Origin of the sequence: Mucilaginibacter sp. P25 (assembly GCF_050859465.1) — a bacterium.
In the GTDB taxonomy this organism is placed as follows: domain Bacteria; phylum Bacteroidota; class Bacteroidia; order Sphingobacteriales; family Sphingobacteriaceae; genus Mucilaginibacter; species Mucilaginibacter gossypii.
On the sequence record NZ_CP193937.1, the window covers coordinates 2,599,414 to 2,614,021 of the forward strand.

General features: G+C 43.2%; 13 protein-coding genes and 1 pseudogene. 10 read left to right on the forward strand and 4 right to left on the reverse strand.

The window, feature by feature from the left end; genetic code table 11:
• The first annotated feature begins 13 nt into the window (after positions 1 to 13).
• From ACRQ5D_RS13540 to ACRQ5D_RS13580, 9 genes and pseudogenes are all read left to right on the forward strand, one after another.
• Entirely contained in the window at positions 14 to 520 is a 507-nt protein-coding gene (locus ACRQ5D_RS13540; protein WP_091173742.1) for a hypothetical protein, read from the forward strand.
• A 65-nt stretch (positions 521 to 585) separates the two neighbouring features.
• Positions 586 to 1,095: a hypothetical protein gene (locus ACRQ5D_RS13545; RefSeq protein ID WP_091173739.1), complete on the forward strand. Its 510-nt coding sequence runs from the start codon at positions 586 to 588 to the stop codon at positions 1,093 to 1,095.
• A gap of 71 nt (positions 1,096 to 1,166) precedes the next feature.
• Entirely contained in the window at positions 1,167 to 1,769 is a 603-nt protein-coding gene (locus ACRQ5D_RS13550; protein ID WP_091173736.1) for a hypothetical protein, read from the forward strand.
• 356 nt (positions 1,770 to 2,125) lie between these two features.
• Positions 2,126 to 4,573: a gliding motility-associated ABC transporter substrate-binding protein GldG gene (gene gldG / locus ACRQ5D_RS13555; protein ID WP_091173733.1), complete on the forward strand. Its 2,448-nt coding sequence runs from the start codon at positions 2,126 to 2,128 to the stop codon at positions 4,571 to 4,573.
• A 33-nt stretch (positions 4,574 to 4,606) separates the two neighbouring features.
• Positions 4,607 to 5,732: pseudogene (dnaN, locus tag ACRQ5D_RS13560) on the forward strand (DNA polymerase III subunit beta).
• A 170-nt stretch (positions 5,733 to 5,902) separates the two neighbouring features.
• A complete protein-coding gene (locus ACRQ5D_RS13565; protein WP_432329215.1) occupies positions 5,903 to 6,538 on the forward strand; it encodes a DUF4397 domain-containing protein in 636 nt (211 codons plus the stop codon).
• Positions 6,539 to 6,680: 142 nt separating this feature from the next.
• Positions 6,681 to 7,286, forward strand: a complete 606-nt coding sequence (locus tag ACRQ5D_RS13570) for a DUF4397 domain-containing protein (protein ID WP_431200786.1) — start codon at positions 6,681 to 6,683, stop codon at positions 7,284 to 7,286.
• A gap of 125 nt (positions 7,287 to 7,411) precedes the next feature.
• A complete protein-coding gene (locus tag ACRQ5D_RS13575; RefSeq protein WP_432329217.1) occupies positions 7,412 to 7,714 on the forward strand; it encodes a DedA family protein in 303 nt (100 codons plus the stop codon).
• Positions 7,715 to 7,728: 14 nt separating this feature from the next.
• Positions 7,729 to 7,986, forward strand: a complete 258-nt coding sequence (locus tag ACRQ5D_RS13580; RefSeq protein ID WP_432329219.1) for a hypothetical protein — start codon at positions 7,729 to 7,731, stop codon at positions 7,984 to 7,986.
• A gap of 92 nt (positions 7,987 to 8,078) precedes the next feature.
• On the opposite strand, the gene ACRQ5D_RS13585 is transcribed toward ACRQ5D_RS13580, so the two are convergent.
• Together ACRQ5D_RS13585 and ACRQ5D_RS13590 are read right to left on the reverse strand one after the other, a co-directional pair.
• On the reverse strand, positions 8,079 to 9,440 hold the full coding sequence (locus tag ACRQ5D_RS13585; protein ID WP_176844554.1) for a vWA domain-containing protein: 1,362 nt from the start codon (positions 9,438 to 9,440) through the stop codon (positions 8,079 to 8,081).
• 4 nt (positions 9,441 to 9,444) lie between these two features.
• Positions 9,445 to 11,556 (reverse strand): LamG domain-containing protein, encoded by a 2,112-nt coding sequence (locus ACRQ5D_RS13590; protein ID WP_091173714.1) that lies wholly within the window; start codon positions 11,554 to 11,556, stop codon positions 9,445 to 9,447.
• 187 nt (positions 11,557 to 11,743) lie between these two features.
• Between ACRQ5D_RS13590 and ACRQ5D_RS13595 the strand changes: the two genes are divergently transcribed.
• Positions 11,744 to 11,911: a hypothetical protein gene (locus tag ACRQ5D_RS13595; protein WP_431199808.1), complete on the forward strand. Its 168-nt coding sequence runs from the start codon at positions 11,744 to 11,746 to the stop codon at positions 11,909 to 11,911.
• Positions 11,912 to 11,947: 36 nt separating this feature from the next.
• On the opposite strand, the gene ACRQ5D_RS13600 is transcribed toward ACRQ5D_RS13595, so the two are convergent.
• Together ACRQ5D_RS13600 and ACRQ5D_RS13605 are read right to left on the reverse strand one after the other, a co-directional pair.
• Positions 11,948 to 12,907 (reverse strand): zinc dependent phospholipase C family protein, encoded by a 960-nt coding sequence (locus ACRQ5D_RS13600; RefSeq protein WP_432329221.1) that lies wholly within the window; start codon positions 12,905 to 12,907, stop codon positions 11,948 to 11,950.
• Positions 12,904 to 14,607 (reverse strand): MutS-related protein, encoded by a 1,704-nt coding sequence (locus tag ACRQ5D_RS13605; protein WP_432329223.1) that lies wholly within the window; start codon positions 14,605 to 14,607, stop codon positions 12,904 to 12,906. Before ACRQ5D_RS13605 ends, ACRQ5D_RS13600 begins: the two co-directional genes overlap by 4 nt.
• Position 14,608: the final 1 nt, after the last annotated feature.

The following is a 14,608-nucleotide window of genomic DNA, read 5'->3' on the forward strand; positions in this document are numbered from 1 at the left end:
CAGAAGGCAGGTTATGAGAATTAAGTTTGCTTTAATTATCTCTATTTTGCTGGCAAATAGTTTTTACGATCACAAAAACAACGAGGTAGATTTTATTGAAATTGTACATATAGGGTGGGAGGACAAGCCTGTTAAAACTGTTTTTATAAGTGATAAAAAGATTACCGCCGAATCGGCAATGAACATTGTAAAAATAAATGGTAAAAAACAGCCTCGCCAGTCGCAGGAGCCGGATTCATGGAAATTATCAAACGGTTTTTGGAAATCATTGATTATAGATAGCAGAACTTTTGAAATGAGTATTGATTTTATCAAACAATACAGTTCTATTGCTTACAAATCCAAGGCCAGTCTCAATAACATAAGTAATGCAATATTGGTGGGCCATAAAATATATTATCTCTCTTATAGTCAACGTACTTCATTCATTAAACAATTAATAGCGTTTCTTGAAGCTAAAAAATGCAATAGCCAAAGCGTAGATACTATCAGAGTTTATTTCGACAGAAATCAATATTAACCTATTGCTTATTTTATATTTTCTTCATAATTATTAGCCGGGCAATATTGTATTTTCGGCCCGATATGAAAAAACTGTTATTGCTGCTCCTTATCTTCCCTGCTTTTAAAACCTTTGCCCAGGACACACCGAAACCCTCAACTGCTTTTAGTGCCGGGGTGGAGTTTGGTATTCCCTCGCGCAGTTTGTACAATGTAGGTGTTGGTGCTTCGCTTAAGCTAGAGCAGCCGGTAGTAAACCCGGCAAGCCTTACGCTCACAGCGGGGTTCAGCAGTTTTTTTCGTAAGGATTCGCCTTTTAATAATGGCCATTCGGGCGGCGATATCTTTGTACCCTTAAAAGCCGGGGTAAGGTATAATGTTGGCTCAGGCGTGTTTTTGGAAGCTGAAGCAGGCAGCGCTATCGAACTTAATTATGATGAGCGCAAGCTGTTTGCTTTTTCCCTTGGCCCGGCAATCATGATCCCTACCGGTACCGATAACCGTAATTTTGAATTGGGCTTGAGGTATGAAAGCTGGTCGGCCCATACCTTGCAGCAAACAGCTATCAGGTTTGCGTATCGGTTTGGGAGATAATATATTTTATGCAGCGATATATTACTAAAGGGCGTATTATCGTTATATAGCACTGCTAAACTTTTTATCACATGACTAATAAACCTATCTGCATCACATTAATTATATTATTTATTGTACTTTCATTTGCCGCCAAAGCACAGCAGGGCAAACAAACATCGTTAAGCGTAGGCACCGAAGCTATTATACCGATACGCGACAGTTATGTGGGGTCTGACTTTTGTCCTCAAACAGGTTTAGGCATAAATTTAAAGCTGGAAAAGCCGATAACTTCTGCCCTTCATTTTACAGTAAGTACGGGTTTGGTGTTTACCGAATCAGACCCGCGTTATTTATATTTTAATGTTAATCAGGGTTATTCAAGCAACAGCTCAAACGCTTTTTACGACGACAGCTTTCATAGCCTTTACGCTTATTTGCCATTAACTGCCGGATTTAAATATTACTGGGCAAAATACTTTTATGTAAATGCCGAAGCCGGCAGCGCTTTCAGCATCAATAACAGCGCACGTACCTCGTTTATTTATGCAGGAGGGGCAGGGGCTGTTGTGCCAATTGGCCCACATCATGGACTTGACTTTGGGTTGCAGTTTGAAAGAGGTTATAAAAATGTTGATCACGATCGCCCTGTCAGTCAGCTGGGTTTAAATGTTGCATATAAGTATAGGTTTTAGGATTTTGTAGTTGTCCGGCTTCTGGCCACAGATGGCCGGTTCTGGAAACGGACGGACAGAGGCTTTAGTAGCAGATATTTAGTGGCAGTTGCAGTAGTGTTGCTCTATAAAAGCCTGAGATTACTCCCCACAAGTTCAAGCGTCCCTCGCTTAAACTACGCTTTAACAGGAACGTCCACGCTTTCCGGTTTAACGTAGGTGTGGACGCTTGCCTTATTTAAGGTTCAAGCGGAGGACACTTAAATTTGCCATATAACTAAATCCGAAATCGAAATTCCGAAATTCGATATCAAACTGCTTCTTTGCTTTAGCGCAATATTGTTGTAATTTCGGCGCTCAATACAATATTTTATAACGTGCTGAGCATCCTTAAAAAAGAAATAATATCCTACCTCAGTTCGCTGGTAGCCTATGTTACTATCGGTGTGTTTTTACTGGTGCTTGGCTTATTTTTATGGGTATTTCCCGATTCAAGTATCCTGGAATATGGTTATGCCGGGCTCGAAAGCCTTTTTAGCACTGCGCCCTACCTGTTCATGTTCCTCATCCCGGCAATTACGATGCGTTCCCTTGCCGAAGAACGTAAGGAAGGCACTTTTGAGCTGCTGTTCACCCGACCATTAAAAGATTGGGAGATAGTAATGGGCAAATACTTTGCCTGTTTGCTCATCGTGCTTTTTGCCTTGCTGCCCACGCTGGTTTATTACTATTCGGTAAGTGCATTGGGCATGCCGCAAGGCAATATTGATACGGGGGCTGTAATAGGCTCATACATCGGGTTGTTTTTATTAGGTGCTGTATTTGTGGGTATAGGTTTGTTTACCTCATCCATTACCAGAAATCAGATCATTGCCTTTACTATATCCGTTTTCCTGTGTTTCTTTTTTTACAGCGGATTCGATTCTATCAGTCAGCTGTTATCCCTGCAGGACCTGGGATTGCAGAGTTTAGGCATAACCCAGCATTATCAATCGGTAAGCCGCGGTGTGCTGGATACCCGCGATCTGACTTACTTCATCATCACCACAGGCATTTTTATATGGCTTACGCTGTTTGTGCTTGCAAAGCAACGTCAAAAAGGGTTGGGCGATATTTTGATGATCAGTGTGTTAGGAGTTCTGGTTTTTCTGGGGATACTATCCTCATTCACTTTTACCCGTTTTGATTTTACTGCCGAAAAGCGCTATACCATATCGCCCATTAGCAGGCAGATTATGGATAAGCTTCCGAAAAAGGTAAAAGTGGTAGTTTATTTACAGGGCGATAACCTCCCCGGCGGTTTTAAACGCCTGCAAAGTGCCACGCGTGATATGCTGAGCGATTTACAGGCTTACAGTCACGGCAAAATCCAGTTTGAGTTTCGCGACCCGCTGAAGGGTTTAAACAACGATCAGCAAAACGAGGTGATCCAAAACATGGCTGCCGAAGGTGTTGAACCAACCAACCTGAGCGTTAAAACAGATAACGGTGTAACGCAAAAGCTCATTTTTCCGTCGGCGCTGGTATCGGCAGATGGTAAGGATATCCCGGTAAAGTTATTGCTGAGCAGGATAGGCCTCTCGCCCGATGAAGTATTGAACAACTCTATCCAAAACCTGGAATATGCCTTTTCATCGGCCATAAAAAAGGCGGTCAACGGGGGCAGGCCGCAAATCGGCTTTACCGAAGGCCATCATGAGCTAACCGATTTACAACTGAACGATGCCATGAAAACCCTTGCCGATGGTTTCCAGGTAGGCCGGGTTGATTTGAATGCCATCTCCTTTGCCGATCTGCAAAAGATCAAATTGCTGGTGATAGCCAAGCCCGATCAGAAATTCAGCGAGGTAGAGAAATTCAAACTCGACCAGTACATCATGCACGGAGGCCAGGTGCTATGGACAATAGACCAGGTAAGCGCCGAACTCGATAGCCTTCGAGGGCATGGCGGCGAGCAGCTGGCTTTCCCCAAGCAGCTTAATCTCGATGATCAGCTTTTCCGTTATGGGATCCGTATCAATTATGATCTGATTGCTGATATGAACTGCTCGCAAATTCCCATCAGTACCGGCAATGTTGGCGGGCAGGCGCAGATCCAGATGCTGCCATGGCTGTATTACCCGGTATTTATCCCGCTAAGCAAACACCCGGTGGTGAAAAATTTGGATGGTATCAGCAGCGAGTTTGCAAGTACTATCGATATCCTCGATACCAAAAATGTAAACAAAACGGTGCTGCTAACCTCATCGCCTTATAACAAAAAGCTCACCGCCCCGCACATATTATCGTTGCAGGCTTTGGAGCAGGAGCCAAACCCTAAGGAGTTTCAAAGCACATCTAAAATAACTGGTGTATTATTGGAAGGCAGTTTTGTAAGCGACTGGCAAAATCGCCCGCTGCCCGAAGGGCTTAAAGAGCAGGTTGCCATAAAGCAACAAAGCGAGCCTACCAAAATGATAGTGATTAGCGATGGTGATGTTTTAAAGAATCAGGTAGGCAGCGATGGCTCACCTTACCCATTAGGTTACGATCATTATACGCACCAAACATACGGAAATAAAAACCTGCTGCTTAACATAGCCGATTACATGACCGATGATTCGGGACTGATAGCCCTGCGTACCAAGGAAATTAAGATCCGCCTGCTGGATAGGGCAAGAATAAGGGGCGAGAAGGTGCTTTTCCAATATGATAAATTCAATATTAGAATTGCTATAAACGAAAAAATGTATTGGCAACTGGTTAATACCATTGCGCCGCTGGTTTTAGTGTTAATATGTGCTATTTTTCAACATTATTTACGCAGGCAAAAGTATGCCCGTTAAATTTTCTATTTTTGATAGATTAATTACAACCATATGAGATTTATTGTTTCTACCTCAACATTACTCAAACAACTGCAATCGGTAAGTGGTGCGTTAAGCAGCAGTACTGTGCTGCCGATACTGGAAAACTTTTTGTTCGAGATAAAGGATGGGAACTTGACCATTTCTGCTACCGACCTGCAAACCAGCATGACCACCTCTTTGCCAGTTGAGGCTAAAGAGAACGGCAGGATTGCTATCCCGTCGCGTATATTGTTAGAGACCCTGAAGTCATTACCCGAGCAGCCTGTAGCTTTTTCGGTTGATGATAAAACCTTCGCCATTGAAATTAATGCCGGCGATGGTAAATACAAACTGAGCGGCGAAAACGGCGAGGATTTTCCAAAGATCCCTGTTGTTGAAAACGCTTCATCAGTAAACCTGCCTGCTTCAGTTTTGGCCGAAGCTATCAACAAAACCATTTTCGCGGTAAGTAATGACGAGATTGCGCCCGGCTATGACAGGTGTTTACTGTCAGCTTACAACATCGGCACTTACATTTGTTGCTACCGATGCGCACAAGCTGGTTCGTTACCGACGTAAAGATGCAAAGGCTGCAAGCACTACATCATTCATACTGCCTAAAAAAGCTTTAACCCTGCTTAAATCATCATTACCAAGCGATGATGTAAATGTATCTGTTGAGTATAATTCCACCAGTGCTTTCTTCAAGTTTGGCAATATTAACCTGGTGTGTCGTTTAATTGACGAGCGTTACCCTGATTACGAGGCGGTTATTCCTCAAAATAATCCTAATAAATTAAATATCGACAGGCTTACTTTCCTGGGTTCGTTAAACCGTGTGGCTATTTATGCTAACAAAACCACGCACCAGGTAAGGCTTAAAATAAATGGCAGCGAGTTAAATATTTCGTCAGAAGATATTGACTTTGCTAACGAGGCCCACGAGCGTTTAAGCTGCCAATATGAGGGCGAAGACATGGAAATTGGCTTCAATGCAAGATTTTTAATAGAAATGTTGAAGAATTTAAGTTGCGAAGAAGTATCTTTGGAAATGTCGACTCCAAACCGTGCCGGCTTATTGCTGCCACAAGGCGGAGATGAGAATGAAGATGTGCTGATGCTGGTTATGCCGGTGATGCTCAATAGCTATGCTTAAGTGTAAACTTAAATTATAAATCCAAAACTAAGTCCGGTAACATAAAACCGGACTTTTTTTGTTCAACACCCAATACCAAAAATTACAGTAAGCAGTTATAGCTTATAATTGTATATGAATATAAAGGTTAAAGTTTTATTGTTGATAGCCGCGGCAGGTTGCTTTGCAACGTGCAAAAAAACAACGATAAACCCGATGTGGTTGATTCGTCAACATCATCGTTAAATGTTATTAATGCTACTTTCAACAATGTTAACGTTTATCTTAATGGCACAAGGGTAAACAATACAACAACTTTTTATCCGGGAGGTACGCTTGGATATATTACTGTTAAAGCGGGTACACAAAACTATTCGGTTAAGTTGGATGGGCCTAATAATCCCAATCCGCTGTTTAGCCTACCCCTAACCTTAAGTAAGGATTCGGTGTATTCATTTTACATAGCCGGCAATTCAACAGATCAGGTTTTTAAAACTACCGACATCATAGCTGCAGATACAAATAAGGTACCCTCTGCTAAAATAAGGTTTGTAAATGCTTCGCCGGATGCCGGGAATATAAGCGTGCATTTTGAAGGTACAACTGCTGCCTTAGATACCGAAAAGGTAAAGGACCTTGCTTTTAAAGGTACCTCGACGTTTTATTTGGTAACGCCCGGAGAGCACAATATGGCGCTGCATTCGGCGGCGTTTTCGGGCACTATTGTAAGGGATACAGTGCAGCTTGTAGGAGGAAAGGTGTATACCTACTACGGTTTTGGTAATAAAAGCACAGGCCTGGCAACCGGCCTGTTCATCAATCAATAATTACATTAATGGCTAATAAAAATAAAAGCAAGGTACTGGTTTCGTTTTTTATAGTTGTGCTATGCGGACTTTTCATCTGTGCTGTTTCTTCGTGCGGTAAGGGGGCAATGCATCATCAGTAGGCCTCAATACCCAGTTTCAAATCGTTAATTTAAGTCCCGATATCCAGCCGGTATACCTTTATCAGCATTTTATCAGGTATAATACCACTACCTATACTTATCCAAACAGTTCGGGATATTTTTACCTTTCAACACTTGAACCGCCGTTACAGTTACGTACAGCCACCGCGGCGCCGGTTATTTTGCTGCAATTTGATACTACGCTTAAAGCCAACAGGAAATACACTATGTTTATAACCGGCTTCAGAAAGGATAGTTCGTTTGTTAGTTCATTTATACTATCTGATAGTACCGGTTTGCCAGCCATAGGTAAAGGAAAAGTAAGGTTTGTGCATACTTCACCCAATACCTCAGCCCTAGATCTGCGGGCTAATGACACCCTTGTGGTTAGAGGTACTACCTTTAACAAGGTATCTAAATACGTTGAACTTACTGCCGGTAATTATAACTTTACCATTACCACGACCCGAACGCCCACGACAATAGAAACAACCCTGCAAAATGTAACTATACAGGACGGCCGCGCCTACACCATTTATACCAAAGGTATTGTTGGCAGCGCCGACTCATTGGCCTTTGGAGCGGGGGTACTTACTAATAATCTGCTTAGTAAGACACTTCAGTAGCTGCGTTTTGTTTAATATTTATATTTTTGGGCAAAATTTTAGCCTGTGGAAGTAATAAAAAGCATAATCGACTTTATACTGCATATTGACAAGCACCTGGTACAAATAACCAGCGCTTACCAGGGATGGACTTATCTGATCCTTTTCCTGATCATATTTGCCGAAACAGGTTTTGTAGTAACTCCTTTTTACCCGGCGATTCACTGCTGTTTGCAGCTGGCGCGTTAATAGCCGGTGGTAGTTCGGGTTTGGATATCTGGCTGCTGGGCATCATATTAATTGCCGCTGCCTTTATCGGTAATACGGTGAATTATCTTTTAGGCAACTATTTAGGCCCTAAAGTTTTTAAAGAGGAAAATAAGATCCTCAAGCTCGAATACTATCTTAAAACCAAAGCTTTTTTGATAAACATGGCGGTAAGGCGGTGATTTTTAGCCGTTTTATGCCTATTATCCGCACTATCGCACCTTTTGTGGCCGGTGTTGGCAGGATGCCTTTTTTAAAGTATAGCCTTTATAACATCGTCGGCGGTGCATCATGGATCATTGTGTTCCTGTTTGCGGGTTACAAATTAGGGCAGGTACCGGTGATAGCTAAAAACTTTTCGCTGGTAGGGGTAATCATCATCCTCATCTCGATATTGCCGCCCATCTTTGCCGCTATAAAAGGCCGTAGCGCCAAGGTTTCTGAGGGGCAATAAAAAGCTTTTTCAACATTTCAAATATCAAAAGCCTGTGCAGGATATAATTCCCAGCACAGGCTTTTTGTTTATTAAACAGGATGGTGGTTTATTCAATCGCCATCGGTAACCACTACATTAAAGCGACGACTTCTGGAAAACGGCGTTTTAGATTTATCTGAAAATCCGGTTACTTCCAGCTCTACGGTATAACTTCCGGCCTCGTGCGTTTCATGTATAGTACCGGCGTACCCACCTTGCTTTGCCGCTGACAGGATACTCCCGCCCTTTATGTGCGGCAAAAGGTCCTCCTCCGTCAACCGCTGCCTGTAAAGCAGATCGAGCTTTGCCAAATCGGGATGTTGTATAGTGTCCATTGTTTCTTCAGGCAGCTTTATGTTTTTAAGGTCTGATGCATAAGCTTTAATTGCACTATGCTGACTTAGTTTGGGACGGGTAACCAAAGCACGTATTTGTTGTCCGGTTATCGGCTTTCCATCATCCGTTAAATGTGCGTGATAAGTAATAGGCTGTCCTTTGCGCACAACAGAGGTTGCATCAACTGTAAGCTGAAGCGGAGCGGCATTGCCTGAAGGTGCATATTCAAAGGCACCGCCTGTCAGGCCCTGCGGGGTTGTACCACCATACATGATCTGGATATACCATAGGCCTACCGCCGGGTTAGGAATGTTAAATACTACATAGGCCCCTCCCTGTAAGGTAGGCATTGGTGTAATTACCACGCCGGCCGGCGTTACAAGTGTTACACTTAATTGATTAAGTCCGGGCTGGCCATTTGTGAACGTATAATTAGGATCACTCCATACAACCGAAAACTGTCCAAGGTCGTTGCCTGCTGATACGGTGGCCGGAATCAACAGGTAATCATAGGCCTGGGCTACTTTGTATCCGTTTGCAAGTAATTGTGCAGCAGGAGTTTGTGCCCTGATCTGGTTGTAAATTTGCATCATGTTGAAAACATAGGGGGCATAATAATACTGGCCGCCGCTCTGGGTTGCAATTTGCTGCATTAAGTTTTGGTCAGACGCCGGCCCCATTGCACATGAATATACGGGAGGGGTGCCGGCTGGTAATGGCAGGGGATTGGTGCCGCAGTTTTGATAACCGTCAGAAAGCAGCACAAGGCCTTTATTTACACCGGCAGGAGCACTTGAAAGCATATTTACAGCGGTTTGAAGCCCTCCTCCCATATTGGTGCAGCTTCCGGTGAAACTTAGGTTTTGTACAGCTGCAGCTGCTGTAACCGGTACGGTAAGGTTTTGATCAACCTGTGTCAGGTTATAGGTTACTCTTCCGTTGGTGTCGTAGGATGCCACGCCAATATAATCGCCAGGGAGCGCATTGTTCAGGAAAGCTTTGGTATCGATGACTGTGATTGCGACATAATTTGAAGATGTCATGCTATATGAAGTGTCTACCACAGGTATAGCTACAACAGGTGTTGAAGTTGGCATGGCTTTATGAATTAAAAGAAGGTGAAACATTGGTTGATTGGAGAAGCTGACCGCATGCGGTATTGTATTTAAGTGAAAGTATAGTAAGCTGAGTAGCCCATACAATAAAGCCGGCAAGTATGGCGGCTGCTTCCAGGCCTGTTACTATGGCTATTACTTTACGAAGGATCCAGAATAAGGCATACCATCCTGCGGATGTCAGCACAAACTTGATAATGGTCCACATCAGTCCCTGCTGATATATTACACCTACAAAACCAATAGCGGCTGTGGCGCTGATTGCTTTTCCGGCCATTGAGCTCATGGCATTCATTACCGTTTGATTTGCACGGAGCAGGTTATAAATACGCGTGGCGATATTGCCGGTGGTAGGTGCCAGCCCCACAGCCTGAAGGAAACCTACAGTAAGCGCAAAGATGAATTGGATCCACCAGAGCGTACAGTCTGATTCGGCGCCTATAGCCCCTTCGTAAACGAGCATGTCTGCTTTTACACCATGGTAAATAATACGGGTTATGCCATTGGTATCCGTGCGGGTAAAAACACGGGACAGATTGGCATTTTCGTCGAACATTTGCCGGGCTTTTTCATAAGCGTTATCAAACTGCTGGCGAAAGCCTTCTGTTGCCGGGCCTCCGTTTTTACTGCCGAACCAATCTTTAAATTGTGACCAGCTTTCCTCTTTATGATCTTCGGTAAAAACTTTGGGCTGGCTGGCAAATAGTATGTCTGTAGGTGGCGGTACAGGCGTTTCCACGTTTTGATTGAGATAAATAGCGTTGATGGATTGTGGGATGCCCAAAAGCGCAATCTGCTCGGTAGTTAAAACGTTTACGGTTTGGAGCTGCTGCACGGCACCATTATCCAGTTCAAGGGTTGATTTGTCGGTTGTATCTATCGGCGGGTTAACGGTGAAATCAAAATTTGAAATTAAACGGTTATCGGTTATTACGTCATTGTACATCCATTGAACAATTTCTGATTGTTCCAAACATACATTCCAGATGCGCAGGTTTTGGATAGAACCGCCGAAGTTGTCGATGATATTGCCGTTCGAATCATATTGGGCGCCTACGAGTACATGCCCGTTTGGAACCGCGGTAACCGGCGAAGGAAAATAATCGATAGCCTGAAGGTTGCCGTTTACGTACAAGCTAAGGGCTTTAACATCGCTATCATAACTTAGTGCAAAATGATAATAGCTTAGCGGCAAAACCGAGGCTGTTGATGCTAAAGAAATACTGTCGCTGTTACGCTGGCCTATAACCTGGTTGTTTTGATAGCTTACTTTGTATTCCCATGCGCCGTTCAAACCATAACTTAACAGGATACCGTTGCTGCTGCTGCCCGGGAAGAACCAGCCTTCAATGGTATAAGGGGCGTTTCCGGGAATGCTGTATTCGGGAAAGGAGCCGCAATCAACATAACCATCCGCTCCCAGTACAACAGATGGAACATTGAACGCGTATTGTACATTGTTTTTGAAATTAAGGGCTATATTATTTCCGGAACTGTCTACCCCCGGCATTTCCGAAAAGTCGCTGTAAAATATAAGGTTGGGATTTTGGACAGCGCTATAATTATTTACTTGTACCGAATCATTAAGGATATCTTCAGCGTCGCGCACGCTATTCCAGATCATAATCCTTCCAAGTTGGCCCTGTAGGTACCAGATCGGGCTACTCTGCTGCATTACAGCGCCCAGCAGCATATTGGTACCGCTTGCAGGCAGCGTTCCCGAAAAGGTGCTTTGCGCAACAGCCACGCCATCAACATAAAGCGATAAACTGGAAGTTGTACCATCAAATACAGAGGCCAGGTGGTGCCATTCGTCGACAGTGATGGGTAAAGTCGATTTGATCAGATACGGTGCGATGCCTACATAGGCGTAAACATAACCGGATTCAAGAAATAATTGGTATTGTCCGCCAACCGCATTATCAACATTGCCAACTACGGATTGAAATCCGTTAAGGCTCGACACGTTTACCCAGGCCTCCAGGGTAAAGGAGGTTAAATTGTTTAGTACGGTTGGTGTACCGCAATCTACATAAGCGGTGTTTCCGAGTTGCAGCACACTTGATGCCCATCGTGGTGCTAAAGTTAAATTTGCCATAAGATGATAGTTTATAGATGTAAATATTCAGTGATATAAAACGCCAGTCACTCGATATGGCCTCCTATTTATTTAATTCTCTATTAGGTTTAGGGCTTGTGGCTAAAAGGGGAGGTCAAATCAACTTCCTGATTGATTTAACTAAGTTAGGAGGGTTGTAAACCGGGTAATAGCGTATAAATACCTAATGGAAAAATTGCGTATAAATACCATGATAACGGGAAATGAAGCAGATGAGGCAGGAATATTTTTAATGATTGATTATGCTGCCATGTTACAATTGTTTCAGATAAGAAAGGTGATAGCCGGCGTTATCCCTTTCGCTGTTTTCGTGGAGCTGATGCGGAGAATATAAAGAAGGCAGGGGAAGGCTGCCGGGTTTGATTGTTAACTATTTTATTATTAATGCTTTGCCTGATCGGTAAAGCATTTCTTCTTGCCGAAGCTTTGCCTTTTGTTCGATGCTTAAAGGCTGTGCGATAAGCTTGCTCAGGTCCGGCTGCCCTGCATCAACCCAGGCCGAGTACCAGAAACTACCCACGGAAAGAATAGATGCCCGCATTTGCCTTGCCACCATCCCCTTCAGCATTTTGTGATAAGTCAGGCTATAGGCCACGGAGTAATCGGTAATTTGCTTTTTGCCATGCTGTACCAACGCGTACTTTTTGTCCTGCGGGTAGGTTTTGTTCAGGATGCGCTCAAAACGTAAAACTGTATCAACGGTTTTGTAAGTAGCCTTGCATATACGGAATGCTTCATTCAATGGGTTTTCAATATACCGGGCCTTGCCAACGTAGTAATTATAATGATCGGCAAATAACTCAGGCAGGCGGCTTTCCCAAAGGGCATGGATGCCGGTTTGCCCCGTAAGCTGGCCGTTGTAGTTTTGGGTTAGGTGCAGCGGTACGTGCGCATCGGCAATATAATGCCCTAAATAGGCAGATGCATTGAGGATAGACGTTGTATCATGGGCTTTGAAAGCGCGTACCAGCCTGTAATACTGGTACTGAATGGTCCAGGGAACAGTGCCGTATTTAATGATGGTATCTTTTGAGTATTTGGCAACGGCATCCTTCCATTTTTTAGGCATAGCCTCAAAGGGTTTTTTGCCATAACGGTCAGCATCAAAGAAATGGCGCGGCGCTTCTGATGAGTCAACATAGCGGCGTTTGTCGGCACTTACGGCATGTTCGGTTATATAATCGATATTGGACCTGTAAAAACCAGACATGGCCTTCGGTAATGTGAAAACTGCCAGCCGGTTAATACGATAATGTGCAAAGAATCCCCATGATGAGCATAACATGATTAAACAGGTACCAGTTATGCTTAAAATTATGCGGCGGTTCATGAGGCAAAGATGCAATTAAAGGGGAGTTTTAAATTATACTTCTCCCTTAATTGGCTGCTTACCTTATTGGCTTCATCAATAATACTCTCCGGGAAACCGACGCCTTTTAAAACCGCGATGCCATTTCGGTTTTTGAGCAATCCCTCTTTAATTTTATAATCAAATACCAAGCGGTCATCGCCAATCACTTCCTCAAAAGAGAAAACTTTGTAATCGCTGCCTAATAATTCGGCCAGTTCCAGATCGTGTGTAGATACAAAAACGAAGCTTTGATTGTGAATAAAGTAGCTTAGTACGGCTTTCGCGGCGGCTATCCGTTCAATGGTATTTGTACCCCTGAAAATTTCATCAATGATTACAAGGCTGTTTATGGGTTTGCTGGCTATGGTTTGTGCTACTATATTTTTAACGGCAAAAGCTTCGGCCTGGAAATAGCTTTTATTATCGCCCAAATCGTCGGTCATATCAATGCTGGTAAATATTTTGAGCGGAGGAGCCTGGTATACTGTAGCAAAACTGGTGTTAATGGTTTGCGATAGCAAAGCATTTATAGCAATAGCCCTGATAAAAGTGGTTTTACCCGACATGTTGGAACCTGTTACCAAAATGCCTTGTGTATTATCTATAGCGATAGAATTTGACACGCAGTTTTCAATAAGCGGGTGATAAAGATCTTTAATAATGATATGGGTATCGCCGGTTGTAAGTTGAGGTTTGCAATAATGAGCTGCGCCATCACGTACCGATTGGATGGAAATGGCAACATCAACCTCAGCCACCGCTTCATAAACAACTTTAATGTCACTAAGGTATTTGTTTACCTTGGTGATGGATTTTATAAATACCAGCGGCTCAATAAGCAGGAACATTTTTAACCATTCGGTAACCAGGTAGTAAATATCGGTAGGGTCAATAGCGGCTTTATTTTGCAGGGTGATATAATTTAACGACTTTTTGAGTTTGTCCATATTAGCCATACTGAGGCGGGTACTTTCATCATCCCTGAGCAGAGTGTGGTTCTTAAGCCAATTTGATACCTTAAATAAAACCAACAACTGCGGTAGCGAATGTGTGTAGTTCAGCATCTGGGTTTTATTACTGTAATGAATAACTACATTGGCTATCATTAATACCAGCAATAGCAAAAGCATAAACTGGTTGGGAACAATAAAAAGGCTAAATGCCACTCCAATGATCAAAAACGGCGCTATGCTGATATAAAAATTGCCAATTGCCGGAAACATGGAATGATGCGGTTTCTTAAAAAGCTCTGGTAAGTAGTAGGCATCATTGTTCCCTAACTCAGATAATTTAAGCTCGGCTGCCTCTCTCAATTCTTTATCGGCGTTGACATTGCCGATCCGCTGTTCAAGCGTTTCAAAATACTCTTCTGAAATTTGCGGGGAGTGTAATTGCTTATATAGGTATTGTTGCCCGGGTTTTGAATTGGTACGGTCAATAAATTCAAATACGCTGTCGATGTCAAGGTCGGTGGCCGTATCGGCAGAGATCTCGCTTACGCTACCATAAGCTGTAAGGTAGGTGCTGACCGGTTTGAAATTTCTGCTTGCAATTATGGGTTTGCCCCAGCGTTCTTTTATTTCGGTAAGTTTCTTTTTTTGTTGGGCTTTGCTTTTTAAATGGCTTATTAAAATAAATATAAAAGGCAGCAGTATTATAATAATGATCCAGTATATCATG

What these genes read in the sequence shown, in the direction of transcription:
- ACRQ5D_RS13540 (WP_091173742.1), top strand. Translation starts at nt 14, where the DNA reads ATGAGAATTAAGTTTGCTTTAATTATCTCTATTTTGCTGGCAAATAGT.
- ACRQ5D_RS13545 (WP_091173739.1), top strand. Translation starts at nt 586, where the DNA reads ATGAAAAAACTGTTATTGCTGCTCCTTATCTTCCCTGCTTTTAAAACC.
- ACRQ5D_RS13550 (WP_091173736.1), top strand. Translation starts at nt 1,167, where the DNA reads ATGACTAATAAACCTATCTGCATCACATTAATTATATTATTTATTGTA.
- ACRQ5D_RS13575 (WP_432329217.1), top strand. Translation starts at nt 7,412, where the DNA reads ATGGACTTATCTGATCCTTTTCCTGATCATATTTGCCGAAACAGGTTT.
- ACRQ5D_RS13580 (WP_432329219.1), top strand. Translation starts at nt 7,729, where the DNA reads ATGCCTATTATCCGCACTATCGCACCTTTTGTGGCCGGTGTTGGCAGG.
- ACRQ5D_RS13585 (WP_176844554.1), bottom strand. Translation starts at nt 9,440, where the DNA reads ATGCCAACTTCAACACCTGTTGTAGCTATACCTGTGGTAGACACTTCA.
- ACRQ5D_RS13590 (WP_091173714.1), bottom strand. Translation starts at nt 11,556, where the DNA reads ATGGCAAATTTAACTTTAGCACCACGATGGGCATCAAGTGTGCTGCAA.
- ACRQ5D_RS13595 (WP_431199808.1), top strand. Translation starts at nt 11,744, where the DNA reads ATGGAAAAATTGCGTATAAATACCATGATAACGGGAAATGAAGCAGAT.
- ACRQ5D_RS13600 (WP_432329221.1), bottom strand. Translation starts at nt 12,907, where the DNA reads ATGAACCGCCGCATAATTTTAAGCATAACTGGTACCTGTTTAATCATG.
- ACRQ5D_RS13605 (WP_432329223.1), bottom strand. Translation starts at nt 14,607, where the DNA reads ATGATATACTGGATCATTATTATAATACTGCTGCCTTTTATATTTATT.